20 protein-coding genes are annotated in these 25,520 nt (G+C 44.6%); 15 read left to right on the top strand and 5 right to left on the bottom strand.

The annotated features are described in order from the left end of the window. The first annotated feature begins 241 nt into the window (after positions 1-241). On the top strand, positions 242-889 hold the full coding sequence (locus ACMFL8_RS09030) for a hypothetical protein (RefSeq protein WP_413190744.1): 648 nt from the start codon (positions 242-244) through the stop codon (positions 887-889). Between the two features lie 111 nt (positions 890-1,000). Here the strand turns inward: ACMFL8_RS09030 and ACMFL8_RS09025 are convergent, their stop codons facing one another. Further along, entirely contained in the window at positions 1,001-1,639 is a 639-nt protein-coding gene (locus ACMFL8_RS09025) for a TetR/AcrR family transcriptional regulator (protein ID WP_413190743.1), read from the bottom strand. A 282-nt stretch (positions 1,640-1,921) separates the two neighbouring features. On the opposite strand from ACMFL8_RS09025, the gene ACMFL8_RS09020 reads away from it, so the two are divergent. The 5 genes from ACMFL8_RS09020 to ACMFL8_RS09000 all read left to right on the top strand — a co-directional run bounded on the left by ACMFL8_RS09020 (position 1,922) and on the right by ACMFL8_RS09000 (position 9,508). After that, the gene (locus ACMFL8_RS09020; protein ID WP_010198593.1) at positions 1,922-3,073 is read left to right on the top strand and encodes an acyl-CoA dehydrogenase family protein; all 1,152 of its coding nucleotides are present in this window, start codon (positions 1,922-1,924) and stop codon (positions 3,071-3,073) included. Between the two features lie 110 nt (positions 3,074-3,183). Further along, positions 3,184-4,392 carry an acetyl-CoA C-acetyltransferase gene (locus ACMFL8_RS09015; protein WP_413190742.1) on the top strand — a complete coding sequence of 403 codons (1,209 nt, stop codon included), beginning with the start codon at positions 3,184-3,186 and terminating at the stop codon, positions 4,390-4,392. A gap of 117 nt (positions 4,393-4,509) precedes the next feature. Beyond that, positions 4,510-6,681 carry a 3-hydroxyacyl-CoA dehydrogenase NAD-binding domain-containing protein gene (locus ACMFL8_RS09010; RefSeq protein ID WP_413190741.1) on the top strand — a complete coding sequence of 724 codons (2,172 nt, stop codon included), beginning with the start codon at positions 4,510-4,512 and terminating at the stop codon, positions 6,679-6,681. Beyond that, on the top strand, positions 6,674-7,747 hold the full coding sequence (locus tag ACMFL8_RS09005; RefSeq protein WP_413190740.1) for a CaiB/BaiF CoA transferase family protein: 1,074 nt from the start codon (positions 6,674-6,676) through the stop codon (positions 7,745-7,747). Before ACMFL8_RS09010 ends, ACMFL8_RS09005 begins: the two co-directional genes overlap by 8 nt. A 72-nt stretch (positions 7,748-7,819) precedes the next feature. Next, positions 7,820-9,508 (top strand): AMP-binding protein, encoded by a 1,689-nt coding sequence (locus tag ACMFL8_RS09000; protein WP_413190739.1) that lies wholly within the window; start codon positions 7,820-7,822, stop codon positions 9,506-9,508. A 45-nt stretch (positions 9,509-9,553) separates the two neighbouring features. Here the strand turns inward: ACMFL8_RS09000 and ACMFL8_RS08995 are convergent, their stop codons facing one another. Next, the gene (locus tag ACMFL8_RS08995) at positions 9,554-10,435 is read right to left on the bottom strand and encodes an alpha/beta fold hydrolase (RefSeq protein WP_413190738.1); all 882 of its coding nucleotides are present in this window, start codon (positions 10,433-10,435) and stop codon (positions 9,554-9,556) included. 6 nt (positions 10,436-10,441) lie between these two features. After that, positions 10,442-11,209, bottom strand: a complete 768-nt coding sequence (locus tag ACMFL8_RS08990) for a class II aldolase/adducin family protein (protein WP_413190737.1) — start codon at positions 11,207-11,209, stop codon at positions 10,442-10,444. 504 nt (positions 11,210-11,713) lie between these two features. Between ACMFL8_RS08990 and ACMFL8_RS08985 the strand changes: the two genes are divergently transcribed. The 4 genes from ACMFL8_RS08985 to ACMFL8_RS08970 all read left to right on the top strand — a co-directional run bounded on the left by ACMFL8_RS08985 (position 11,714) and on the right by ACMFL8_RS08970 (position 15,868). Further along, positions 11,714-12,361, top strand: coding sequence for a glutathione S-transferase (locus tag ACMFL8_RS08985; RefSeq protein WP_413190736.1), 648 nt, complete (start codon positions 11,714-11,716; stop codon positions 12,359-12,361). A gap of 389 nt (positions 12,362-12,750) precedes the next feature. Beyond that, positions 12,751-14,070, top strand: coding sequence for a short-chain fatty acid transporter (locus tag ACMFL8_RS08980; protein ID WP_189581244.1), 1,320 nt, complete (start codon positions 12,751-12,753; stop codon positions 14,068-14,070). Between the two features lie 271 nt (positions 14,071-14,341). Next, complete coding sequence (locus ACMFL8_RS08975) at positions 14,342-15,046, top strand: hypothetical protein (protein ID WP_413190735.1); 705 nt, start codon at positions 14,342-14,344, stop codon at positions 15,044-15,046. 108 nt (positions 15,047-15,154) lie between these two features. Next, positions 15,155-15,868: a DUF6977 family protein gene (locus ACMFL8_RS08970; RefSeq protein WP_189581250.1), complete on the top strand. Its 714-nt coding sequence runs from the start codon at positions 15,155-15,157 to the stop codon at positions 15,866-15,868. 179 nt (positions 15,869-16,047) lie between these two features. Here ACMFL8_RS08970 and ACMFL8_RS08965 read toward each other — a convergent pair whose 3' ends face one another. Further along, positions 16,048-16,821: an IclR family transcriptional regulator gene (locus ACMFL8_RS08965; RefSeq protein WP_227679671.1), complete on the bottom strand. Its 774-nt coding sequence runs from the start codon at positions 16,819-16,821 to the stop codon at positions 16,048-16,050. A gap of 230 nt (positions 16,822-17,051) precedes the next feature. Between ACMFL8_RS08965 and ACMFL8_RS08960 the strand changes: the two genes are divergently transcribed. Beyond that, a complete protein-coding gene (locus ACMFL8_RS08960) occupies positions 17,052-18,236 on the top strand; it encodes an acyl-CoA dehydrogenase (protein WP_010198628.1) in 1,185 nt (394 codons plus the stop codon). A gap of 196 nt (positions 18,237-18,432) precedes the next feature. Beyond that, a complete protein-coding gene (locus ACMFL8_RS08955; protein ID WP_413190734.1) occupies positions 18,433-19,641 on the top strand; it encodes a CaiB/BaiF CoA transferase family protein in 1,209 nt (402 codons plus the stop codon). Positions 19,642-19,709: 68 nt separating this feature from the next. Here the strand turns inward: ACMFL8_RS08955 and ACMFL8_RS08950 are convergent, their stop codons facing one another. Beyond that, positions 19,710-20,480, bottom strand: a complete 771-nt coding sequence (locus tag ACMFL8_RS08950) for an IclR family transcriptional regulator (protein WP_210539732.1) — start codon at positions 20,478-20,480, stop codon at positions 19,710-19,712. A gap of 329 nt (positions 20,481-20,809) precedes the next feature. Here ACMFL8_RS08950 and ACMFL8_RS08945 point away from each other — a divergent pair, with 329 nt between their 5' ends. From ACMFL8_RS08945 to ACMFL8_RS08935, 3 genes are all read left to right on the top strand, one after another. After that, positions 20,810-22,276 carry an NAD-dependent succinate-semialdehyde dehydrogenase gene (locus ACMFL8_RS08945; RefSeq protein WP_210539730.1) on the top strand — a complete coding sequence of 489 codons (1,467 nt, stop codon included), beginning with the start codon at positions 20,810-20,812 and terminating at the stop codon, positions 22,274-22,276. A 135-nt stretch (positions 22,277-22,411) separates the two neighbouring features. Next, positions 22,412-23,674, top strand: a complete 1,263-nt coding sequence (gabT, locus tag ACMFL8_RS08940) for a 4-aminobutyrate--2-oxoglutarate transaminase (RefSeq protein WP_010198640.1) — start codon at positions 22,412-22,414, stop codon at positions 23,672-23,674. Between the two features lie 360 nt (positions 23,675-24,034). Further along, positions 24,035-25,477 carry an APC family permease gene (locus tag ACMFL8_RS08935; protein ID WP_010198643.1) on the top strand — a complete coding sequence of 481 codons (1,443 nt, stop codon included), beginning with the start codon at positions 24,035-24,037 and terminating at the stop codon, positions 25,475-25,477. Positions 25,478-25,520: the final 43 nt, after the last annotated feature.

Below are 25,520 nucleotides of genomic sequence, written 5' to 3'. Positions count from 1 at the left end.
TTATCTTTCAGCAGCTGATGTGCTATCATCGCTAGCTGATCTATCGTGGGTTTAACAGCTTTGTATCGTCGTCCGTTATTATAATTAATGGTGACATACGAACCTTGCAACTTCCAGCACGATATAAAACAATTCTGGTAAAGCGCATGAGCCTGTACTCCGACATCCTCATTTGTGCCTAATTTTATTTGCCTATATGGGCTCGTTTTATACTTTTTCGTCGGAGTTACAGGAGTCTAAGGTGTCCAATTTTACAAGCCACGCTACCAACCAATCCAAATATACTCGTCGTTATCACCCGCGCCACCCTCTCGCGCAATATGCAGTCAATCAAATAGACACGCTTGAGCTGCGTTCGCAAGCCATCATCAAAGCCATGGGGTATCCTCTCAAACACACGATACCTGCCTGTGATCGCTTACGTCATGTATTGTCGAATAAGTATCTGGGGCTTGATGGTAGTTACATGGATAAATACTTTACTGCCGATGAATTCTTAGCAAAGTTGTTTAACATACTTGAGATACCGTACCAGCCATTTGTAGAAGATATCGCTCAGATTAAGCATGACTTAGCGCATTATTCCAATTCTTTACCCGAATATAGCTTACGAGCCGATGTGAATTTTACGTTTACTGCGGGCGCAAATTGGATGTCTCGTGATGGTGCTTCTCGGTTGGCTCAAGTGCAGTTACCAGAGGGATTTGCCAAACTGAGCGAGAGCGAGCGTGCGTCGATAGTGAAAAAAGGTATCCGTGAGCATTATCAATATTATGAAGGCAATCTACCTTATGACGGCATCATCCAAGGCTACCGTTTGACGGTTGAGCACAATAATGAAGTGGTTAACAGAATAGCGTATGGATTGCCAAAATCGAGTAGTGTTTGAGAGTCTCGATGACACCATAGGTCTAAAAATCGGCGTAAATAAGCTTTTAAACAGAGCAAAGCCTCACTTGATAGTGAGGCTTTTTCGTTTTCGTAAATTATCTAAGCCCATTCATGCTTCAGGCTTAGATATGGCTCGCCATAAAATGACGAACAGCGCATCAAATTCTTTATTTATCGGGGCATTTGTCTGCCGCATGATGTGCATCAAACCCAAACGGCTGATAAAACCCATAAACACATCGAACAGAATATATAGCGGCACGGTGTCGTTCAATACACCACGTTTCTGACCGTCTTCTAGTACCTCCAAAAATGCCCCAATCAGCTCCTTATTCTCATAAATAGCAATGTGACGAATGCGTGATACCGATACCGATGACAGCACCATAACCGCATCAGGATGCGAGTCTACGAAGTCAAAACATACCCATAGCGTCTTACGCAGGCGATCTTGCACGCTGTCAATGCCTTGCAAATGATCCATGATGCGTGCCGCCAGTCTGCCGAGTACGATATCCATCACCGTGTTGAATAGCGTTTGCTTGTCCCCGAAGTATTTATAGAGGGTTTGCAATGAGACGTTGGCAGACTTCGCAATTTGCACCATGGTGACTTCGTTAGCATCAAAACCTGCAAACACTTTACGAACCGCTTTTTCAATTTTTTCTAAAGTCGCAGGGCGCATATCTGATAAAGGTGCCAGTGCTCGGCTCTCAGTCGTATTAGGCATCTGATTCGTGGATTGCATGCTTTATCATTCCTTTAAGATAGGGGATTTTAGACAGTTCGATAGCCACTTATTTGGTCGTTTGATACGCTAAAATTTTATTAGGTAATATGAATTACCATTGTTTGTTGATAGGTTGCGTATTGTCTTTCACTATCTTAGTATAAGTCTTGAATATCAACAAATACAAAGAATGTTTAGATTATACCAAACGGTAATTTACATTACCATAAGTGATATATTTATGCTCAATAGCATTTTATATTAACCGATAGCAACTTCCCATCGTCAAGGATAGACAACATGAGTATTGAAAAATTTACCCCAAACTGGATGACCGAAGAGCACGAAATGGTCTATGACAGCGCGCTTAAAATGTTCAAAGGTTGGGAGCCAAAGGATGAACAATGGCGCAAAAATGGCATGATAGACCGTGCCGCGTGGGAAGAGGCAGGTGAAAACGGTTTCTTATGTGTCTCTATACCTGAAGAGTATGGCGGCGGTGGCGGTGATTTCGGTCATGAAGCGGCGCTGTTATACGCACAAGCGGAAGCCAATCAATCAGGGTTCGGTGGCATGGTACATTCAGGGATTGTCGCCCCCTATATCTTGAGTCATGGCACAGAAGCGCAAAAACAAGAATGGCTGCCTAAAATGGCGACGGGCGAGTATGTGGCTGCGATTGCCATGACCGAACCTGGTACTGGCTCAGATCTACAAAACATCAAAACCTATGCGGTAAAAGATGGCGATGATTATATTATCAATGGCTCAAAAACCTTTATCACCAACGGTCAGCATGCCAATCTAATTTTGCTCGCGTGCAAAACCGATCGGGAAAAAGGCGCGCAAGGTGTTTCGCTTATCGTGGTAGAAACGGACAAGGTAGAAGGGTTTGAACGTGGTCGTAACCTCGACAAGATTGGTCTGACCTCACAAGATACGTCGGAGTTATTCTTTAGTAATGTGCGTGTGCCGCAAAAGAATCTGTTGGGCACTGCCGAAGGCATGGGTTTTATTCAAATGATGCAAGAGCTGCCACGCGAGCGTTTAATCATTGCTTTAACGGGCGTTGGTGCGATGAAGCTGGCGATTAATTTGACGCTAGATTATGTCAAAGGTCGGGAAGCGTTTGGCAAACCGATTTGGAAGTTTCAAAACACGCGCTTTAAAATGGCAGAATGCTACGCCGATTATCTCGCTGCCAGCACTATGTGTGATGCCGCTGTTGATGCCATGTTAGAAGGCAAATTGACAGTACCGCAGGCATCATTGATTAAATACTGGGTGACCGAAAAGCAGTGTGACGTGATCGATGAGTGCGTCCAGCTGTTTGGCGGTTATGGTTATATGACAGAGTACCCAATCGCTCGCCTATATGCCGATGCCCGCGTACAGAAAATCTACGGCGGCACCAATGAAATCATGAAAGAGCTGGCGTCACGCTTTATGTAAGTGGCTAATATAAATGTTAATTATAATTATTGACTCTAATTATTGATTTTAACATGGCGATTAGATTGCCATCATTATTGTTTATTCAAAAAAGAAAAAAAGGGATTTTTATGACTGAGACTGCTTACATTTATGATGCTATCCGTACTCCGCGCGGCAAAGGTAAAAAGGATGGCTCCTTATATCAGGCGTCACCAATTTGGCTGACCCGTACTCTATTAAAAGAGATGCAACAGCGGCATCATTTGGACACCAGTTTGGTTGATGATGTGGTGCTTGGTTGTGTGACACCCGTTGGTGAGCAGGGTTCTGATATTGCCCGTATTGCTGTCATTGATGCTGGCTGGGCGCAAAGTGTAGCGGGCGTTACTTTGTCTCGGTTTTGTGCGTCAGGTCTGGAGTCTATCAATCTCGCTGCCGCCAAGGTCATGTCAGGCATGGAGGATATGGTGGTCGCAGGCGGCGTAGAGTCGATGAGCCGCGTACCGATGGGCTCTGACGGCGGTGCATGGTATATGGATCCACGCGTTAACGAAGCGACGCATTTTGTGCCGCAAGGTGTTGGTGCAGATACCATAGCGACGCTGAAAGGCTTTAGCCGTACCGATGTTGACGCCTTTGCTAGCGAATCCCATCGCCGCGCTGCGAATGCGTGGGAGCAGGGCTATTATGATAAATCGGTCGTTCCTGTCACTGATATCAATGGCATGACGTTATTGGATAAAGACGAAACCATCCGTCCCAATACCAATGTCGAGACCTTAGCAAGTCTCAATCCTTCCTTTATTATGCCGGGCAAGATGGGCTTTGATAGCGTGATCTTGGACAGGTATACCACTATTGAAAAAGTGAATCACGTGCATCATGCGGGTAACTCGTCAGGCATCGTCGATGGCGCGGCAATTTGCTTAGTCGGTAGCGCTGCCGCTGGTAAAAAAGCAGGTCTCAAACCCCGTGCCAAAATCACGATGGCTTCAGTTGTTGGTTCGGAACCCGCCATTATGCTGACAGGGCCAACGCCTGCCTGCCAAAAAGTGCTCAAAAAAGCGGGTATGCAAGCTTCAGATATAGACCTATGGGAAATCAACGAAGCTTTTGCTGCTGTGCCACTCAATACTGCTGATGACTTCGGCATCTCGCTTGATATCGTCAACGTCAATGGTGGCGCAATCGCTATGGGTCATCCTCTTGGTGCCACGGGCGCGATGCTCATGACTACTGTCCTTGACGAATTAGAACGTCGCGACCTAAAAACGGCCATGATTACACTCTGTGTCGGTGGTGGCATGGGCATTGCGACTATTATTGAGCGCGTATAGCACTAATAGATAATGCTAATAAATAGCGTTAATGGATAGCGTTAATGCGTTAATAGACAGGGCTAAGAGATTTTTAGTGATTTATATCGACATAAAATAATATAAGAAGGACTTAACATGAGCATAAACAGCGTAGATGCCATCAATGCATTGAATAACTTTTCTGCCGAATCTGATGATGGCATTATCACCGTCACGATTGACCAAAGCAGTCGCAAAATGAATGTCATCGGCGATGGTTTTACCGATACTTTTGCGGTGATGACAGACAGCTTTATTAACGATGCGTCCGCCAAAGGTTTGATTCTGACCTCTGGTAAAGAAACCTTTGTGGTCGGTGCTGATATTGACCAATTGGCCAGTATTAAAACCGCTGAACAAGCCTTTGAGCTGGCCGAAGACCTGAAAGCTAGCTTACGCAAACTAGAGAAATCAGGTAAACCTGTCGTCGCTGCCATGACTGGAACGGCACTTGGCGGTGGTTTAGAGTTGGCATTAGCCTGTCATTATCGTATCGCGATTGATTCGCCTAAAACCAAGCTGGGTCTACCTGAAGTCAAATTGGGCTTGCTACCGGGTGGTGGTGGTACTCAGCGTTTACCGCGATTGGTCGGTATTCAATCAGCTTTAGAGCTGATGACCCAAGGTAAAGAGCTGCGTCCAGCTGCTGCTAAAGACATGGGTTTAATCGATGCCACTGCCACTGACAAAGCAGATATGCTCAAGCAGGCGACAGATTGGATAAAAGCCAATCCTACAGCGCAGCAACCGTGGGACAAAAAAGGCTTCAAAATCCCCGGCGGTGATAGTAAACATCCCAAAGTCGTACCCATATTTTCTATCGCGCCTGCTATGGCCAATCAAAAATCACACGGCAACTATCCTGCGATTACCCATATCATGTCTTGCGTGTTCGAAGGCTGTTTAGTGGATATCGATACGGGACTTGAGCTTGAGTCACGTTACTTCGCTGCTTGTGTGCTGTCTGCTGAGTCTAGAAATATGATTAACACGCTATGGACGCAGCTAAACAGCATCAAAAAAGGTCAGTCGCGTCCTGATGGCTTTGAGCGGACACAAACTAAAAAAGTCGGTATCTTAGGTGCTGGCATGATGGGTGCAGGTATCGCTTATGTCACCGCAAAGGCGGGGATCGACGTTGTACTACTCGACACTGAAATAGCAGGCGCTGAAAAAGGCAAAGCCTATTCTGCCACCATTTTGGATAAAGCCATCAGCCGTAAACGCTCAACGGAAGAGAAAAAGCAAGCGTTACTCAGTCGCATCAAGCCGACAGTGTCTTATGATGATTTGGCAGACTGCGATCTGATTATCGAAGCCGTCTTTGAAAACCGTGAGATTAAAGCCAAGTGTACTGAGCAGTCTGAGGCGGTGATTACTAACACTGCTGTCTATGCGTCTAATACGTCAACATTGCCTATCACTGGATTGGCAAAGGCCAGCACGCGTCCCAATCAATTTATCGGTCTGCATTTCTTCTCGCCAGTCGACAAGATGCCGTTGGTTGAGATTATCATGGGCGAGCAAACTGACGACAGCACTTTAGCAAAAGCGTTTGATTATGTCGTTCAAATTGGTAAGACACCCATCGTTGTTAATGACAGTCGCGGTTTTTATACGTCGCGCGTATTTGGTACCTATGTGTCAGAAGGTATTGCAATGCTAGGAGAGGGCGTCCATCCGCGCAGTATCGAGGTCGCTGGCATGAAAACAGGTATGCCCATGCCGCCACTGGCATTGCAAGATGAGGTGTCATTAAGTCTGGCTTTGCACGTGAGTGAACAGCAGCAGCTGGATATGCAAGCCGAAGGTAAACCTATCACTATGCGTCCCTCGTACGAGATACTCAAAACGCTGGTCAATGAGCATGACCGAGAAGGAAAAAAGAACGGCAAAGGCTTTTATGACTATAAAGAAAACGGTGACAAAAAACTATGGCCTGAGTTGACCAATCTTTTTCCCACCAAGGATGAGCAGCCAACTCAGCAGGATATGATTGATCGTTTGATGTTTATTCAAGCCAACGAATCTGCTAAATGTTATCAAGAAAACGTCGTGCGCTCTGTCGCTGATACCAATATCGGCTCAATCTTTGGTTGGGGGTTTGCACCACATCAAGGCGGCACTCTGCAATTTATCAATTCGATGGGTCTAGAGACATTCATTGCACGCAGCCATGAGCTTGCCAGCAAATACGGTGAGCGTTTTGAACCTGCGCAGATTCTTGTGGATATGGCCAAAAAAGGCGAGGAGTTTGTAGATGGCTAATACAATAGCGGATTCTATGGCAGATTGTTTACAGGGGTTGCGAGTGGTCGATTTGACTCGTAACTTGCCGGGGCCTTTTGCTACGCGATTGCTTGCCGATTTGGGCGCAGAAATCATTAAAATTGAGCCCAAAAATGGCGATCCTGCCAGAGCCTTTGGCGAATTGTTTAAGGCATTAAACCATGGTAAAACCACCGAAAAACACGACTTTCGTGATCCCAAAGGTATTGACGCTATCAAAGCGCATCTCAAAGATGCCGATGTGATGTTAGACAGCTTTCGCCCTGATATCTTAGAGGGCATGGGATTAGATGCCAAAACATTGCATGCGATTAATCCTCAGCTGGTGATGGTATCAATCACTGGTTATGGCGTGGCGAGTGGCAGTACAGCAGATAAAGCGATCACTCATGACTGGGCTAATAAAGCCGGTCACGATATTAATTTTATGGCGATGAGCGGTGTGCTTGATCAGCTAAAGACTGCCACTGGCGAGCAGGCGATGCCTAACGTGCAATTCGCAGATTTGGCAGGCGGCAGTGATACCGCTGTGATTGCATTGCTCGCTGCTGTGTTCGCCGCCCAGCGTACTGGCAAAGGTCGTCATATTACCGTCAGTATGACGCACAGCTTGTATCAGCATCTGGTCATGCCAAAGGCAACGGGAGCACTGGTGAAGAGCTTCTCAGGACAAAAACCAGCACCGCAGCATGATTTTTTGGGTGGTTTATTACCCTGCTACCGATTGTACAAAACAGCAGACAAGCGTCATATGGCCGTTGGCTCGCTAGAGCTAAAATTTTGGCAAGGATTGTGTGAAGTATTAGATTTGCCTGCGCTAAAAAATAGCCATTGGCAACTTGGCGTTATGCCTAACACTTCTGAAAGCCAAGCGGCGGCTAAGACGGTAAGCGATAAATTTGCCAGTCAAACACTTGAGCATTGGCAACAAACTTTTGCGTCAGCAGATGTCTGCGTGACCCCAGTACTGACCCTAGAGGAAGCCCAAGCGCATCCCTTATTTGCACATCAAGATGAGCATGGTGCTACATCCGGCTGGCAGTAAGAGAGGATATTAATGTTATAGCCAATAGATAGCGCTCTCCAAAAAATTAATGACCAATGACCAAGGAAGGTTATGATGAAAAAAATTTGGATAGATCACTATCCGAAAGGCGTCGTGTCTGATATCTCAGCGACAAACCAGTCATTACTAGAACTGTTTGAATGCTCTTTTGCAAAATTTTCTCAACAGGAATTTATCACAAGCATGGGTGTCACTTATACCTATGCACAGGTTGATGAAACCTCTAAAGCTATTGCTGCTTGGATTCAAGGACTTAATCTTGAAAAAGGATCGGTGATAGCTATTATGATGCCGAACGTTAATCAATATCTGCCCATCGTCATCGGTGTACTACGGGCAGGAATGGTCATTACCCTCGTCAACCCTTTGTACACGGCGCGTGAGTTGAGGCATCAATTGAACGACTCTGACTGTAAAGCGATGTTTATTTTGACCCCATTTTGTTTAACCCTCGAAAAAATTGTCCATGATACGGGTGTAAAAACCATTGTCTATAGCGATATCGGGGATATGCTGGGCACTGTCAAAGGCAAAATCGTCGACTTGGCTGCCAAGTATATTAAAAAAGCAGTCCCGCCACACTCACTTAAATCTAATGCTCAGTATCAAGTACAAAGCTATAAGTCTGTCCTAAAAAAGGGTAGAAATATGAGCTATACCCGACCTGACGCGGATACTAAAGACGTGGCGCTGTTAACGTATACAGGTGGCACGACAGGCAAAGCTAAAGGTATTATCGTTAGTCATCACAACATAGAGATTGCAACCTCGCAGTTTGAGGCATGGTTTCAGCCTGTGTATGCTGATGTGGACGATGATAAGCAAATGAATACCATTGTTGCTTTGCCGCTTTATCATATCTTTGCTTTTGTGGTTGCTATGCTAGGTTTCAGAGTGGGGCAGCACCTGACGCTCATTACCAATCCGCGTGATATTGATAGTTTTATAAAGACTTTAAACTCGCGGCCATTCCATCTTTTACCAGCAGTAAATACGCTATATCAGGCCTTGATGGCACATCCGCAGTTTAAAACGATTGACTTTTCTGAGTTAAAACTCTCTTTGGCTGGGGGCATGGCAGCGACGCCAGAAACCGCCAAAAAATGGCTCGACTCAACTGGTCATCCCATCTTAGAAGGTTGGGGGATGTCAGAGACCATTGGCGTGGGCACGGCCAATCCCTTTACCAACAAAGCGTTCAACGGCAGCATCGGCATGCCGCTACCTGGTGTAGATATTAATATTCGTGATGAGGATGAGACAGTTTTAGAAGTCGGTAAGGTTGGAGAAATATGTATTAAAGGTGACAATGTCATCGCAAGCTACCACAATATCGACAATACTGGGTTCTTCACCATTGACGGCTATCTAAAGACCGGTGACATCGGGTCTATGGACGAGAAGGGCTACGTAAAAATCTATGATCGCAAAAAAGATATGATTATCGTCAGTGGCTTTAATGTCTATCCTAATGAAGTGGAAAACGTGATCGAGCGACATCCTAAAGTAGCTGAATGTTCGGTCGTTGGTATCGATGATGAGTTACAGGGACAGTCGGTCAAAGTCTTTATCGTTAAAGCGGATGCCAGTCTGACAAAAGATGAAATCATGCAGTTCTGTAAAGAAGATCTGACGGGGTACAAACGTCCCAGACAGATCGAATTTATTGATGAATTGCCCAAGTCGACAGTCGGTAAGATATTGCGTCATGAGCTCAGAAAATCGGCTAACAAAACATGATTAGCGAATGGCTTATCACATTTGCCAACACTCATCACTGATACTTTATCCAACACTTTTCCTAAATGTCAGATATTCGGCGCTGATAGCGTCGGCATCTTCGATTTGCGGATAATGTCCCAATGCTGACATTTCTGTGGTATTGGCATTGGGAATCAATTCACGATAACGATGAATCATATGTTGACCTGAGATAGGGTCTTTGGCACCCGCGATCAGTTTAACTGGTACGTTGCTATTGATAATCGCGCCTACCCAACGTTCACGGTATTGTTGACGTTGAGGGATATAGTCAATCAACTTGTGCATCACTGCTAAACCATTATTGTGCGTTAACAGCTGCCATAATGTGTCGATGACTTCAGGGGTTGGCGGTGTTGCAGGTCCAAATATGTGTTGTAAATTTTTCGCGAATTTGTTTTTGTTAATAAATTTGGATAGCAGAGGCCCTAATGGCGACAACAACAGTTTTTGAATCAGAATGGGTTTGTGAGTTTCAGGAAATAAGCCACCATTTAAAAAACAAACACTGGCTATGTGCCTGCCGCTGCTATCACTACTGTCATCAACTTGTCTCGCCAATAATTCTTGTGCAACCGTATCGCCATAATCATGCGCCAAAATATGATAGTCCTTGACACCAAGACGCTGCAAAACAGTCTCAAAAATATCAGCTTGCTCACTGATTAAGTAGCGCACGTTTTTGGGTTTATCAGACAAGCCAAACCCCAACATATCCAGAGTAATCACATAATAGTGCTCAGTGAGCTTATCCCATATACCTTCCCAGTCCCAACTGGCGCTAGGGTAGCCATGAATCAACAGTAAGGCTGGCGTGTCTTTGTCTCCGCCCTGACGGGTAAAAATCTGCTGACCATTAATAGATTCAAGCTGTCCCTGCTGTTGCCATTCGCTCAGTGTTATCATCGAAGGTTACTCCTCAAATGACGGATCAGTGCGGCGGAGTTTTCTTAATAAGGCCGGCCACGCAATGTCACCATTGGCTTCTTTGGTCACTTGTTTGGATGCCGCTTGGATACCAGCCAATATTTGCGGTGATATCAAGGTTAATTCACTGCCGCCGCTTTGTGCCTTGATTTGAACCTCGCAGGCTCTTTGCATGATATACATATATAAAAAAGCATCTGCCACGGTGCTGGCACAAGTGAGTAAGCCGTGATTACGTAAAATCATAAAATTGGCCTCACCAAGGTCAGCGACCAAACGTACTTTTTCTTCAGGGTTTAAGGCGACACCTTCGTAATCGTGATATGCCAAGTTAGATAATGGAAATAAGGATTGCTGTGAGATAGGCAGTAAGCCCTGCTGCTGAGTAGACACGGCGACACCATCGCTGGTATGCAGATGAATCACGCAGTGGGCATCGCTACGGGCTTCATGGACGGCGCTATGAATGGTAAATCCGGCAGGATTGATATCGAATGCTGATGAAGACACTTTTTCACCAGCTTGATTGACTTTGACCAGATTAGAGGCGGTAATCTCTTCGAACAATAAACCATAAGGGTTAATTAAAAATTCATCTTCAGTATCTGGTACGCGTGCCGAAATATGAGTAAAAACCAAATCATCCCAACCATACGAGGCAATCAATCGATAACAAGCCGCCAGATTGACTCGCATCTGCCATTCTTGTTCGGTTACATGGTCTTTTACATTTGGCGTTGAATTATTGTTCATTAGGTCATCCTTGACTGTTTTGAAGGTGATGAATACATCATTTTCTTCGTAAAGTTTCCTTGAATCTATATCCTAAAATAAATAAAAGCAATTGAATTCTGTATTCAAGATGCCTGAGAATCGCTGATGACATATTTAAAACAGATATAGTCAGTGAAAAGTAATATCCATACATCACGCACTGCTGATATTAGTTTTGCTTGCTGTGCAGACAGAGGATACAAAAAATTGATATCAGCCGTGTCGTAGCGTTTTGGGGTATTTTGACTATATTTGAAGGCAATAGGTTTCATTTGGTTTTTTAGCTTGATAGAAAGATGAAACGTTTGTCTCCTATCATTGAGGATTAGTGTTCGCATTGTTATCATAAGCAGGTGAAAGATATTTTTCATACTACTTAGCGTGGAAGGCGACAAGTAGTTTATCGTGGAAAGCAATAAGTAGTAAGATAATAGTCTTCCAACTCTGAGCACATTGACCTCAATTCAACTGCGAAAAACATCCATGACTTCTTCACTGCATCACCTATACTCTTTTCGTCGCTGTCCTTATGCCATGCGCGCCCGACTCGGTATCTTATTTGCTGAGTTGCAGGTAGAGCTGCGAGAGATAGCTCTGAAAAATAAACCATCTCAAATGCTGGCTATTAGTCCGAAAGGCACTGTCCCTGTTTTGCAGCTTGCTGATGGTGTGGTGATTGAAGAGAGTCGCGACATAATGGTGTGGGCGCTTGAGCAGACAGATCCGCAGGGGTTACTCAATGCAGCGGTCTTGCATCAAAGTAATACTCTGCTCGATCAAAACGACAATGAATTTAAGCATTGGCTGGATCGCTATAAATATGCTAACCGTCATATTGAGATGACCCAGACAGAGTATCGACAACGAGGTGAAGAATTTTTACAGGTTTTAGAAGAGCTGTTGACTAAAAACTCATATTTACTGGGGGATAGCCCGACCATTGCCGATATTGGTATCATGCCTTTTGTCCGCCAATTTGCCCATGTGGATCGCGATGTCTTTTATAGCTTACCTTACCCGAATCTGCAGCGATGGCTACAACACTGGCTTCAGCAGCCACTTTTTTTGCAAGCCATGACCAAGTTTCACCTTTGGCAAGAAGAGAGTGATATAGTGGTCTTTCCTTCCTGATACCAAGAGCGTGAATCTTCTGGTTTTCTTAACATTAGGACTTTAATAGACTTATCTGAAAAACTTAGCATATAGCTTCTTATAGCAATAAATTATAGCAATAAATTATAGCAATAAATTTTTAGACGATACCTGTTCATTGACTCTCTCTAATAGATTCACAAAGGCTCTCAATGATTTGTGCAAGAGGTTTCATGACTGGAAGTCTTTGTGGGGCGATACGGCTCTACAAAGACTTTTTCTTTTGAAAAATGATAAAGAAAATGTAAAAAGCTGACACAGAATAATAAAAGCCGATTGTTGCTGAATGAGTAAGAATACAAAGCAATAATGCGGTAACCTTAGGATTATGGACGACGTTCGAATTTATATACAAAGGGAGTTGTAAAATGAAAGGAATTACACGTTTTTCGAACAGTTTGATGGAGAGGTATTTACCGGATCCATTTCTGTTTGTCATTATCTTAACTGTCGTCATTTTTGGTATGGGCTTAGGGCTGACTGATTCTTCGCCTGTACAGATGGTGGCATATTGGGGTGAAGGGTTCTGGGCGTTACTCGCGTTTTCAATGCAAATGGTGCTGGTGCTCGTCACTGGTTTTGTCTTGGCAAGCAGCCCGATATTTAAACAAGGGCTGGGCAAGCTTGCCGGTTTTGCACGGTCGCCAGGTAGTGCTATTATTTGGGTAACCTTAGTTTCTCTGGCAGCGAGCTGGATTAACTGGGGATTTGGGTTAGTCATCGGTGCGTTATTCGCCAAAGAGTTGGCAAAGCGTGTTGAACATGTTGATTACCGTTTATTGATTGCCAGTGCTTATTCAGGATTTATCATTTGGCATGCTGGATTCTCTGGCTCGATTCCTCTATCGATTGCCACAGAAGGCCATCCGTTCGTTGACAAAATTGGTATTATTCCGACGACTGCGACCATCTTTGCGGGTTATAACTTAATTATCGTTGCTGCGCTGGTTATTATTGTCCCGTTATTAAACCGTTTAATGATGCCAAAAAGAGAAGATACCGTTACCGTAAATCCGAAGGTTTTGGCTGATCCCGTCATTGAAAAGCTTCCGGCAAAATCGGACATGACACCAGCAGAACGTTTAGAAAACAGTTGGATTTTATCGATGGTCATAGGCGCATTGGGGCTTGCCTTTATCGTCTATTATTTTGTACAAAACGGCTTTGCGTTAACGCTCGACTTGGTCAACTTTATGTTCTTGTTTCTTGGTATCATATTCCACGGAACGCCTCGCAAGTATTTGATTGCCGTTCAAGAAGCGGTCAAAGGCGCAGGCGCTATCATCGTTCAGTTTCCGTTTTATGCAGGTATTATGGGCATGATGACGGCATCTGGTTTGGCAGCCGTTATGTCAGAAGCGTTCGTTAGCGTTTCGACAGCAGACACACTGCCACTTTTTGCATTTTTGAGTGCAGGACTTGTCAACTTTTTTGTCCCTTCGGGTGGTGGACAATGGGCAGTGCAAGCGCCAATTATGCTGGAAGCTGCGGAAATGCTTGGCAGTGACCCCGCGAAAGTTGCCATGGCCGTCGCATGGGGCGATGCGTGGACAAACATGATTCAGCCATTTTGGGCGTTGCCTGCACTGGCAATCGCTGGACTAAAAGCCAAAGACATCATGGGCTTTTGTGTCATTGTTTTGGTCGTCAGTGGCGTTGTGATTGGGTTAGGGTTGTTGTTTTTATAATTAAAAGATAGCCTTAGCGTGACAGCTTAACGTTTAGACCTTGCCTGATTGATGGGCAAGGTCTTTTTTTATGAAAATAATTCAAGTGGTATATCTATCGCTGCCTATCTAAAATTGTCCAAATAAGCGACAATACCCGCATACATTCTAAGCATATATTGAGAGGTTTATATGCCCTTAGAACCGCATATAGAAACACATATCGAAACGCATATTATTTTTTAATAGTAGACATCTATTACTGCTAACCCAAATAAAAAGGCAATCCTAAATGACCAATAGTAACCCGTATGATTTTGCACCTTTACAGCCCACAGGTAGAAACGAGACTGATACTGCCAATACCTATGCGCCTGAAGATATGATTAAAATATACGAGCAGCAGTTTTTGATCCCAGTACCTGAAGACAAGCTAACTGAGTTTTTACCCGCACTAAAGAGATTTTATGACATCGATAATAATACGCTGGATGTCAGTGCTATTATTTTCGACGCAATCGCAGACTCCTCTATCATTTATAATCATAAAATTAAAGTAGGCAACTATCAAATACTGGGCGGATTGGTAGAGGAAGCGATTGAGTATGATGAAGACAATAAAAATGATGAAGGTGGCGAAGACAAAGAAATCCAAGCCTATACTTTAGAGTGTCAGCGTACTTTTTTTATTAATGATATAGAGATACTTTATCATTTTAATTTATTTATTTATGGCGATGGTTATTCTACTTTAACCAAAAAAGACACTGTGCTAGAAAAAATGTATTGGTTTGTTAGAGGAAGATTCGAAGAGGATTTATTGGATGACTCTGAAGACAATGACAGTTTAGACTCTATTAATAAGCAGCTAGCCAGCTTAGGTATTCGGGAAATGGATTTGACGACCATAGATGAGATCGTAAGCTATGTAGAAGACAGCATCATAGATGATGCCATGGTGGACGAGCTTAATAAATTATTGGATGATGCGGAATAGCCTGAAGGATAAGTCTGGTACTTCCGATCAAGTTGGTTATGATTTGTACCAAGACAGTGGTAATCTGGCAAAGTTATATATTCAGAATCATCAATAAGGCACATCGCTATGGAACAAGCACAAAACGCTGTAGAACACAGACCTGTATTCATGCCCAAAGTCAACAGTGACAATTTGGTAAAAACGGATATGGTTAGGTTTGAGCGGCATGTGGGATTTGCAACTAGACAAAAGAAAAAGTCCATCAATGACCTGCAACAAGTCATTCGTAAAAAATATGGATTTAAGCAAGTGTTAGAGCTGTCGAGCAAATCTGGCAATAAGTTGAGTTTTCCGCTAAGCCCGTTCAGCTTAAAGATCACTGATGAGCATGATGGCAATCAATACAGTGTCGAAAATGCCTTTCAAGCCAGCATGGTTTTTGAGGACGGTGGGCCTTACCTTGACTTGCTGACAGTACCGCCAAGACAAGCCAGAAAGGACGAGCGATTAACCACCTCAGGAGAACTCACTGGCTATAATTATTTTGGTATGGAGTGGGGTGTAGAGCCGTTAACCGTGTTTTATGATTGGCTGTATGTAAATGCCCTAAAGCAAAATCCTCAGCTGCACGAGGAAGTGATGCAATATCAGGCCTTTACTGACATCACCTTTAATCCCAAAAAATCCATCCATTGCGCGGCTTATGCATTGGCTCTGTTTGTGGCGCTCAATAAACGAGAGTTGCTCGATAATATTGAAGACCCAATAGCGTTTTATAATTTATGTGATGAGTTCAAAGTCAGTAATACTGAGCAGCTTTTGGAAGAGGGTTGGGTCTAATGGCTAGATAGAATATGCTTTAGTACATATAGTCAAAACACCCTAAAAACGCTACGGCACTGCCGATATCAATTTTTCTTGCTTGCTGTGCCTGCGCAGACAGAGGCTACAAAAAATTGATATTAGCCGTGCATGATGTATCGATATTATTTTTCACTGACTATATATAGTTCAAATGTTTAAACACCACTCCCAATCCGCTCAGCCAATGCCTGCAACTTTGGCACAATCATCGCCGCATAGTCGGCGCTTTCCCAGTTGGCGCTTGGCACACTGGCATTGAGCGAATAAGCGTATTGTCCTGTCGCGACATCATACACCCCAACAGCGACTGCTAATATATCGGTAGAAAACTCCCCATCTGACACGGTATAGCCATGCGCTACATAATGCTCTGCCGCGTTGGCTAAGGCAGTTTGCGCGTGGTTATAATCCTCTATAGACAAATGCTCTTTTAGATTGCTACTGATCACAGCCTGTCTCGCCTGTGAGCTTGCCGCATAAAAAGCACGTCCAATAGCAGTGCGTGCGACAGGTACAGCTGAGCCAACTTGTAAATTGACCGATAAGCGTGCAGGGCTACGACAGCAGGCGTGATAGCGCATTTCACCTTCGACTTCGGTTGCCAAATTCACCGATACTTCATTGCTGCTGGCGAATTGCCGTAATAGTGGCTCAGCATACGAGACCATATCATGGCGACTCCACGCGGTGGCGCTTAGCCGTACAGCACTACTGCCCAATTGATACTGTCCGTATTCATTCGTACGTAAAAACCCAAGCGTGGTCAACGTATGGATAAGGCGAGTAACGGTCGCTTTTGGCAGATTTGTCATCTGACACAATTGCTGATGGGTGAGCCGCTCATGATGCTCAAAAGCGGCCAGCAATATCAATCCGCGACCCAGTGCCGTCACAAATTGTCGGTCATTATCCTCCTTGCTTTGGCTCATTATTCCATGCATTCGTCTCAGTAGCGGGGTAGCTGTCGATAAGGGTGTTGTCATTTTATACTCATCTTTTTTTTATAAAGGTTTACAGCGGGGCTAAATTTTGCTTAAATGGTTTTAAATTATGAAACTAAGTTTCGCACAGCGGAATAACGAAGTCAATGACTTGTTAGACCAAACGATGTATCAATCACTACTCGTCAGTCAGGATGACTGATACCAAGGAGATCCACATGGCAACATCTACCAGCCCACGCTTTGATTGGGAAGATCCTTTTTTATTACGCGACCAGCTCACTGAAGAAGAGCGCATGGTCACGGACAGCGCCCGTCAGTTTTTTCAAAAAGAGCTGATGCCGGGCATCGTTGAGGCCAATCGTAATGAAAATTTCGATCGTAATATCATGCGTCAAATGGGTGAAATGGGCTTACTTGGCGTGACTATCGAAGGTTACGGCTGTGCTGGTTTATCCAGTGTTGCCTATGGTCTGATTGCCAAGGAAGTGGAAGCAGTTGACTCTGGATACCGCTCTGCAATGAGCGTACAGTCAAGCTTGGTTATGCATCCTATTTGGGCATATGGCACCGAAGAACAAAGAGAGCGTTATTTGCCTAAGCTTGCTTCAGGCGAATATGTCGGTTGCTTCGGTCTGACTGAGCCAGATTCGGGTTCTGATCCGTCATCAATGTCTACTCGTGCGCGCGCAGTCGATGGCGGTTATGAGTTGACGGGTAATAAAATGTGGATTACCAACAGTCCTATCGCTGACGTATTTGTCGTTTGGGCAAAAGATGATGCTGGCGAGATTCGCGGTTTTGTTTTAGACAAAGGTATGAAAGGTCTGTCAGCGCCGAAAATTGAAGGCAAATTCTCATTACGTGCCTCAGTCACGGGCGAGATTGTCATGGACAAAGTATTTGTTCCTGAAGCCAATGCTTTCCCAGATATCCGTGGTTTAAAAGGGCCATTTGGCTGCTTGAATAAAGCCCGTTATGGTATCGCTTGGGGTTCAATGGGTGCCGCTGAGTTCTGCTGGAAAGCGGCTCGTCAATACACGCTAGATCGTAAGCAGTTTGGTCGTCCATTGGCAGCAACGCAGCTGGTACAGCTAAAGCTTGCCAATATGCAGACTGAAATCACCTTAGGTCTACAAGCTGCGCTACGTGTTGGCCGTTTGATGGATGAAGACAACGCCGCGCCTGAGATGATTTCACTTATTAAGCGTAATAACTGCGGCAAGGCACTTGATATAGCTCGTATCGCGCGTGATATGCATGGCGGTAACGGTATCTCTGATGAGTTCCATATCATTCGTCATGTGATGAACTTGGAAGCTGTCAATACTTACGAGGGTACACATGACATCCATGCGCTTATCCTAGGCCGAGCACAGACGGGCATTCAAGCATTCTTTTAAGCGCTTTTAGCTAATAGTGTTTGGTACAACTGTATTCTGTGACGTACGTTATTGTTTTGCTTTTTACGAAGCATTTATAGGCAGTAGCGTACGTTTTTCAGTTGTTTTTCATTATTTAACTGTTAAGCAGCTAAATGATGAAGAACAATTTTATGATCAAAAAATCAAAGAACACACGACACAATAAGGGATTATTATGACTGATATGGCCAATATGCCAGAGGGCGCATTGCATGGTATTAAGGTACTCGATTTATCGAGAGTGTTGGCAGGCCCTTCTTGTACCCAAGTGCTTGCTGATCTTGGTGCCGAAGTCATTAAAGTTGAGCGTCCTCATATCGGTGATGAAACGCGCCATTGGGCACCGCCAACATTCAGCGATGATACATCCGCTTACTACGCCACTATTAACCGCAATAAAAAATCACTGACGGTAGATATCACCACGCCAGCAGGGCAGACCATTATCAAACAGCTCATCGCTGACAGTGATATTTTGGTCGAGAATTTTAAAGTCGGTGGTCTTAAAAAATATGGCTTGGATTATGACAGTCTCAAACAAGACCATCCACGCCTGATTTATGCGTCATTGACGGGTTTTGGGCAGACAGGACCAGATGCCAAACGCCCAGGTTACGACTATATTGTGCAAGGATTATCAGGGCTAATGAGCATTACAGGTCCGAGTGATGGCGAACCGCATAAGGTTGGTGTGGCAGTCGTCGATTTGTTTGCAGGCTTGCAGTTAACGATTGGCATTCAAGCAGCACTGCTAGCACGTCAAAATACTGGACTTGGTCAACACGTTGATGTAGCACTGCTTGACAGTGCGCTGGCGATGTTAGCTAACGTCGGTATGAATCATTTGGCCTCAGATAAGATACCACCGAGATTGGGTAATCAGCATCCCAATATCGTGCCTTATCAAGTATTTGCAGGTCAGGGCGAGCAACACTTTATCTTAGCCTGTGGTAATGACAGTCAATTTGCCAAACTTTGCGATGTGCTCGCAGTCGATTGGCATATGGATGAGCGCTTTACGACCAATCCCCAACGTGTTGTCAATCGTACGCTGCTATGTGGCGAGCTGGTTAATAAGTTTGCTGAGCAACCACGCACTTACTGGCTAGAGGTTTTAGATCAAGCAGGCATTCCGTGTGGGGCTATTCATAATGTGGCTGAAGCCTTGGCCATGCCGCAAGCACTGGCACGTGAGATGATAGTTGATTTCACCGCGCAAGGCAGTCCTGTGCGCGCACTTGGCAATCCTATCAAACTATCCGCATCGCCTGTTAGCTATCGTACGCCGCCACCCCAGTTGAGCGAGCATACTGATAGCACGCTTGCTGATTTAGGCTACGACAGCGAGATGATAGCCAAGCTTAAAGCGGATGGGATTGTTTAGGGCATATTCTCAATTTAAACGGCATCGATCAAATGCCAAGTTAGCTTTTTGATTTTTTGCTCAAAAAGCTAAGCCAAATGCTCCGCCTTAAAACCCAAACGCTGTTCAATTTGTTCCGCCAATTCAATCAGTACAGCACTCACCTCAGCATACTTAGACTCGTATTCTGCCTGCAAAAAGCTAACCGCCATACCTGCAACGGCATTGCCTGAAGCATTGCGAATATAAGTACCCAAACAGTACATACCTTCGCGTAATTGCCCGTCATCGAGTGAAATACGACTGTCATGAATGGCGCTTAACTCAGCAGATAAGCTTACAAAGTTATCGACACCATTTGGTGTGAGCGGCTGAGGAAAGATACCTTCATACAAAGATTCGATGGTTTGCATTGAGAGCGTAGACAACAGCGCTTTACCAGTCGCTGAAAATACTGCCGGTACGCGCACACCAGCACGGAAGGTAAAACCAAGCGGGGCAGGCGTTTCGTGACAAGCTAAAAAAACAACTTCGCCCAAATCCAATTTAGACAAGGTTACAGTATGTTGTAGCAAGACAGGGTGTTGGACGATGAGGTCTTTAAATAACTGTATGACACCTTGCTGCTGCTCATACTTGCCAGCCCAATACATCAAGTAGGAGCCTAAGTGAAAGCGGCTGTCACTATCTTTATAGATGACATGCTTGCCCAATAAGCTTTGCAATATATTGTGGGTTGAGCTACGCGGCAGTTTTAATTGCTTGGCGATATGAGCGGCAGTCAAGGGTTGTTGACTTGCCGTAATTAAATCTAAGATTTGAAAAGTTTTGTCCAATGCTGGAACGGCTGTTGTGCTCATAAGTTGCCTATTAGAAAGTAAAAATAAAAATAGTGAAGATAATATTCAAAATAATCTTAATAAAGGTTGCAAAGAGTGGTGCATCATTCTTATAATGATGTCTCATATATAGAATTAACGTTCAGTATATTGAACAAATTACAGATGAGCAATAATTATTACTGACTGACCGTTTTGATTTTATTCTCTTGTAATGAGCTGCTTAACAATGGATGGTGTTGCCGTATTTTTAAAATGGCATCGTTTTTAGTTGCCATTTTAAGTCGCCACATTGTTCAATAGCTTACTCATAATAAATGCGCAAATCACGACCAACATGGAGTGTTACGATGCCAAAAAATACGCTAACCCTATCAAATCCAGATTTACTCAAACAATCTTGCTTCATTAAAGACGGCTGGCATGCTGCTAGTGATGACGCTGTGCTTGATGTAAACAATCCTTTTAACGGCGACCTCATCGGTACTGTACCAAGTCTCACCACAGAAGATGTCAACGAAGCTGTTGCTTATGCTCATGACGTCCAAGCAGACTGGGCAGCAAAAACAGCCAAAGAACGTGCAGAGTTATTGCAAAAGTGGGCTGATCTGATCGATGCCAATAAAGAAGATTTGGCCATCATCATGACCGCTGAGCAAGGCAAGCCGCTGACTGAGTCACGCGGTGAAGTAGGTTATGCCAACAGCTTTATCCGTTGGTTTGCCGAAGAAGGCAAGCGCGTCTACGGCGATGTGATTCCTGCCAATAGCGCACAGCTACGTCACGTTGTCCTTAAGCAGCCAGTCGGTGTTTGTGCCGCTATCACGCCTTGGAACTTCCCAGCGGCGATGATCACGCGCAAAGTTGCTCCTGCACTAGCAGCAGGCTGTACGATTATCGTCAAGCCTGCTACTGAGACACCTTATTCTGCATTGGCGCTAGGCGTATTGGCTGAGCAAGCGGGTATTCCAGCTGGCGTCATTCAAGTAGTGACTGGCAAATCTTCTGTCATTGGTGAGATCTTAACGGGTGATGCCCGCATTCACAAACTGTCATTCACAGGCTCTACAGAAGTAGGCCGTACACTGATGGCACAATGTGCACCGACTATCAAAAAGCTATCGTTAGAGTTAGGTGGCAACGCGCCATTTATCGTCTTTGATGATGCCGATCTAGAAAAAGCCGCTACCGGCTTAATCGCTTCTAAATATCGTAATGCTGGTCAGACCTGTGTCTGCGCCAACCGCGTATACGTGCAAGACAGCATCAAAGATAAGTTTTTAGACGTCTTTGTTAAAAAAGTCGCTGAGTTGAAGGTGGGTAACGGTTTAGAAGAAGGCGTCGATATCGGCCCTCTTATCAACAAAAAAGCGTTAGATAAAGTACAAGCCTTGCTCAAAGATGCGCTGGATAAAGGGGCAAAGCTGGTCACTGGCGGTAGTGTCAACGCTGCTTCAGAACTGACTTATAACCCAACGGTTATTACAGATATTAGCAGTGATATGGACATCGCCTCTGAAGAAATCTTTGGACCGATTGCGACTATCTTTACGTTCAAGGATGAAGCAGAAGTTATTCGTGCTGCTAACGATACTATTTATGGCTTGGCCGCTTACTTCTACAGTAGCGACTATGCACGCTCATGGCGCGTTACCGAAGGTCTGGAGTACGGCATCATCGGTCACAACACTGGTTTGATTTCTACCGAAGTTGCCCCATTTGGCGGTGTCAAGCAGTCTGGATTTGGCCGCGAAGGTTCAAAATACGGTATCGAAGACTATGTCACGACCAAATACTGGTGTTCTGATATCAGCTAATAACATTGGGATGTTTTTGGTGCTTTGAGAGAAGTGCTCTTTGATATCCCTCGTATATTTATTAAATCGCCCATCATTACAAACCGCCAATCACTAGATGGCACTTATGTTACGAACAAAGAAAAGGACATTTCTATGACGACTACCAATCAATCATTACTTGAGCGCCGCAAAGCTGTTTTACCAACAGGGTTGGGTGTTGCCTTTCCTATCTTTGCAGAAAGAGCAAAGAACTCAGAAGTTTGGGACGTGGAAGGCAATCGTTATATCGATTTCGTTGGCGGTATTTCAGTATTGAACACCGGTCACAGCCATCCAAAAATCACCCAGCGTGTCCATGAACAGCTCGACAAATTTACCCATACTGCTGCACAAATGATTAACTATGAGTGCTATGTTGATTTGGCTGAAAAGCTGTGCGAAAAAGCCCCTATCAGTGGTGATACTAAAGCTTTCTTTTTAACCACTGGCGCAGAAGCGGTAGAAAACTGTATCAAGATTGCTCGTGCTAAAACCCGTCGTCCAGGCATCATCTCTTTCGTTGGTGGTTGGCATGGTCGCACCATGATGTGTATGAGCTTGACTGGTAAAGTCTTGCCATACAAAAAGAACTTTGGCCCGATGCCAGGTCCTGTGTTTCATGCGTTGTTTCCAGCAGAAGAGCTGAACGTCACCGAAGCTCAAGCATTGCATAGTCTTGAGATGATTTTTCAAGCAGATATCGACCCTAGTGAAGTGGCTGCGATGATTATCGAGCCAGTACAAGGTGAGGGTGGTTTCCATCAAGTGACACCATCATTTGCCAAATCTTTGCGTGATATCTGTGACGAGCATGGCATCGTCTTGATTTTTGATGAAGTACAGTGTGGTTTTGCCCGTACGGGTACGTTGTTTGCCACTGAGCAATTAGGCGTTGAGCCTGATTTGATGACTGCTGCGAAGAGCTTGGCGGGTGGTTATCCTATCTCTGCGGTTATCGGCCGTGCTGACATCATGGATGCCCCGCAAGTAGGCGGCTTGGGCGGTACTTATTCTGGCAATCCATTGGCGTGTGTAGCAGCGCTTGCGGTCATGGAAGTTATCGAAGAAGAAAACTTGCTTGAGCGTAGTGTGGTGATTGGTGACAAAATCGAAGCTTTCTTAAAGGACTTAAACTTAAGCAGTATCGGTCATATTCGTCATAAAGGTGCAATGCTAGCATTTGAATTAATCGATAGCGAAGGCAAACCTGATGCCGCAGCCGCAAACAATCTAAAAGCCAAATCATTTGAGCAAGGTTTGCTACTAGCGTCTTGTGGTATGTATGGCAATGCCATTCGTGTGATGGTGCCATTGACGGTCGAAGATGAAGTGCTACAAGAAGGTCTTGATATCATTAAAGGCATCTTAACGGCTTAATAAGTATTGAGCCAATAGTTGATAGAGCAGCAAGATTGCCCCTATGGCACTCGCTTTGAGTACATTTTTTACAACGGCGCCTTGCAAGTCAAGACGCCGTTGCTGTCTCTGCTATTTGAATATCGAACAAATAGTGTAGTCAAGGAATTTTAGAATCGCTACAAGGCGACCGACCGCAGATAGTACACTGAGTACATCTAGGGCGGGTAACACAGTAGCGGTTTAAAAGTGCTCTGACTATACGTAACAGCTTGGATCAAAAGGTATATATGATAATTATGATGGGTGCTATCCCACTAAACAAAACATAGTGTGGCCGTAAAGGGTTAACACGGATGACACACAGACAAGGAGCAAGTTATGTCTGAATTAAAAAAAACGTTAGGGACGCTAGATATTATCGCCTTAGCATTTGGTGCTATGGTTGGCTGGGGCTGGGTGGTTTTAGCTGGCGGCTGGATTTTATCTGCCGGTACGTGGGGCGCAATGCTGGCGTTCTTTATCGGTGGTTTGGCAGTGATACTGATTGGCGTGACTTATGCTGAGCTGGCGGCCTCCATGCCGATTACGGGCGGTGAGCATACTTATACCCATCGAGCGCTGGGGGTGAATGTGTCCTTTATTTGCTCATGGAGTATTCTATTTGGGTATTTCTCAGTGGTCGCCTTTGAGGCGGTTGCCTTGCCGACAGTCGTAGAATATTTTATCCCCAATTATAACCAAGGCTATCTCTGGACGATTGCAGGTTGGGACGTCTATGCTACTTGGGTAGGCGTCGGGATGTTGGGTTCAATCATTGTGACTTGGCTCAATATTCGTGGTATGGAAGTCAGTGCGTGGTTCCAAAAAACAGCGGTATTGGGCATTTTATTCGTTGGTACATTACTGTTCATCGGTGCCGTCTTATTCAATCCTGAGAGTTCAAATTCTATACAAGCGCCAGCCTTTATTGGCGGTGCCGCAGGCGTCATGGCTGTTATCGTGATGGTACCCTTTATGTTTGTGGGCTTTGATGTTATTCCACAAGCAGCAGAAGAGATTGATTTGACTCGTCCTAATATTGGCAAGTTTTTGATTCTCTCTATCGTTGTTGCGGTGATGTGGTATGTGGGTATCGCTTGGAGTGTGGGCACGACTTTACCACTGGTACAAGCAGAAAACTCAACCCTCGCTACTGCTGATGCGATGACCAATGCGTGGCAAGGAAAATGGGCAGGTATCTTGTTGGTTATTGGCGGTGTACTGGGTATCTTATCAAGCTGGAATGCTTTCTTGATCGGTGGTAGTCGTCTGCTTTATGCCATGTCAAAAGCACGTATGTTGCCAGCCTTCTTAAGCAAGCTGCATCCAAAATATAATACGCCATCAAATGCAATCTTATTAATTGGTGGTTTGGCGACACTAGCGCCATTGTTCGGTCGTAAAATGCTGGTGTGGATCGTAGATGCAGGTGGTTTTGGTATCGTGATTGCTTATACTTGTGTGGCGATATCATTCTTAGTTCTACGCTACCGCGAGCCTGATATGGTACGTCCATTCAAAATACCCGCAGGCAAGCTTGTCGGTATGGTCACGATTGCGCTTAGCATTGGTATGTTGATGTTGTATATGCCAGGTATGCCATCGGCACTAACCGCTATTGAGTGGTGGATTTTCTTTGGTTGGACTGTTTTAGGTATTGCATTATATGGCTATGCAAGAGTGAAATATCCAGGCATTAGTGAGTCGATTATGGCAGAAGAGCTGCGTGAATTAAAAATCGTCAATCAATTGTGGTTAAAAGACAATCCACCTAAACGCTAAGATTTTCGATAAAATATTTTTTCATCAATGATCACTCAACAAA

Origin of the sequence: Psychrobacter sp. AT9 (genome assembly GCF_047272965.1) — a bacterium.
In the GTDB taxonomy this organism is placed as follows: domain Bacteria; phylum Pseudomonadota; class Gammaproteobacteria; order Pseudomonadales; family Moraxellaceae; genus Psychrobacter; species Psychrobacter glaciei.
The sequence above is the reverse complement of the archived record's forward strand: the minus strand, read 5'-3'. Positions and strand labels throughout refer to the sequence as shown.

Bases quoted from the DNA above. Each gene is read 5' to 3' on its own strand.
- ACMFL8_RS09025 (WP_413190743.1), bottom strand. From the start codon at position 1,639: ATGCAATCCACGAATCAGATGCCTAATACGACTGAGAGCCGAGCACTG.
- ACMFL8_RS09020 (WP_010198593.1), top strand. From the start codon at position 1,922: ATGAGTATTGAAAAATTTACCCCAAACTGGATGACCGAAGAGCACGAA.
- ACMFL8_RS09015 (WP_413190742.1), top strand. From the start codon at position 3,184: ATGACTGAGACTGCTTACATTTATGATGCTATCCGTACTCCGCGCGGC.
- ACMFL8_RS09010 (WP_413190741.1), top strand. From the start codon at position 4,510: ATGAGCATAAACAGCGTAGATGCCATCAATGCATTGAATAACTTTTCT.
- ACMFL8_RS09005 (WP_413190740.1), top strand. From the start codon at position 6,674: ATGGCTAATACAATAGCGGATTCTATGGCAGATTGTTTACAGGGGTTG.
- ACMFL8_RS09000 (WP_413190739.1), top strand. From the start codon at position 7,820: ATGATGAAAAAAATTTGGATAGATCACTATCCGAAAGGCGTCGTGTCT.
- ACMFL8_RS08995 (WP_413190738.1), bottom strand. From the start codon at position 10,435: ATGATAACACTGAGCGAATGGCAACAGCAGGGACAGCTTGAATCTATT.
- ACMFL8_RS08990 (WP_413190737.1), bottom strand. From the start codon at position 11,209: ATGAACAATAATTCAACGCCAAATGTAAAAGACCATGTAACCGAACAA.
- ACMFL8_RS08985 (WP_413190736.1), top strand. From the start codon at position 11,714: ATGACTTCTTCACTGCATCACCTATACTCTTTTCGTCGCTGTCCTTAT.
- ACMFL8_RS08980 (WP_189581244.1), top strand. From the start codon at position 12,751: ATGAAAGGAATTACACGTTTTTCGAACAGTTTGATGGAGAGGTATTTA.
- ACMFL8_RS08975 (WP_413190735.1), top strand. From the start codon at position 14,342: ATGACCAATAGTAACCCGTATGATTTTGCACCTTTACAGCCCACAGGT.
- ACMFL8_RS08970 (WP_189581250.1), top strand. From the start codon at position 15,155: ATGGAACAAGCACAAAACGCTGTAGAACACAGACCTGTATTCATGCCC.
- ACMFL8_RS08965 (WP_227679671.1), bottom strand. From the start codon at position 16,821: ATGAGCCAAAGCAAGGAGGATAATGACCGACAATTTGTGACGGCACTG.
- ACMFL8_RS08960 (WP_010198628.1), top strand. From the start codon at position 17,052: ATGGCAACATCTACCAGCCCACGCTTTGATTGGGAAGATCCTTTTTTA.
- ACMFL8_RS08955 (WP_413190734.1), top strand. From the start codon at position 18,433: ATGACTGATATGGCCAATATGCCAGAGGGCGCATTGCATGGTATTAAG.
- ACMFL8_RS08950 (WP_210539732.1), bottom strand. From the start codon at position 20,480: ATGAGCACAACAGCCGTTCCAGCATTGGACAAAACTTTTCAAATCTTA.
- ACMFL8_RS08945 (WP_210539730.1), top strand. From the start codon at position 20,810: ATGCCAAAAAATACGCTAACCCTATCAAATCCAGATTTACTCAAACAA.
- gabT (WP_010198640.1), top strand. From the start codon at position 22,412: ATGACGACTACCAATCAATCATTACTTGAGCGCCGCAAAGCTGTTTTA.
- ACMFL8_RS08935 (WP_010198643.1), top strand. From the start codon at position 24,035: ATGTCTGAATTAAAAAAAACGTTAGGGACGCTAGATATTATCGCCTTA.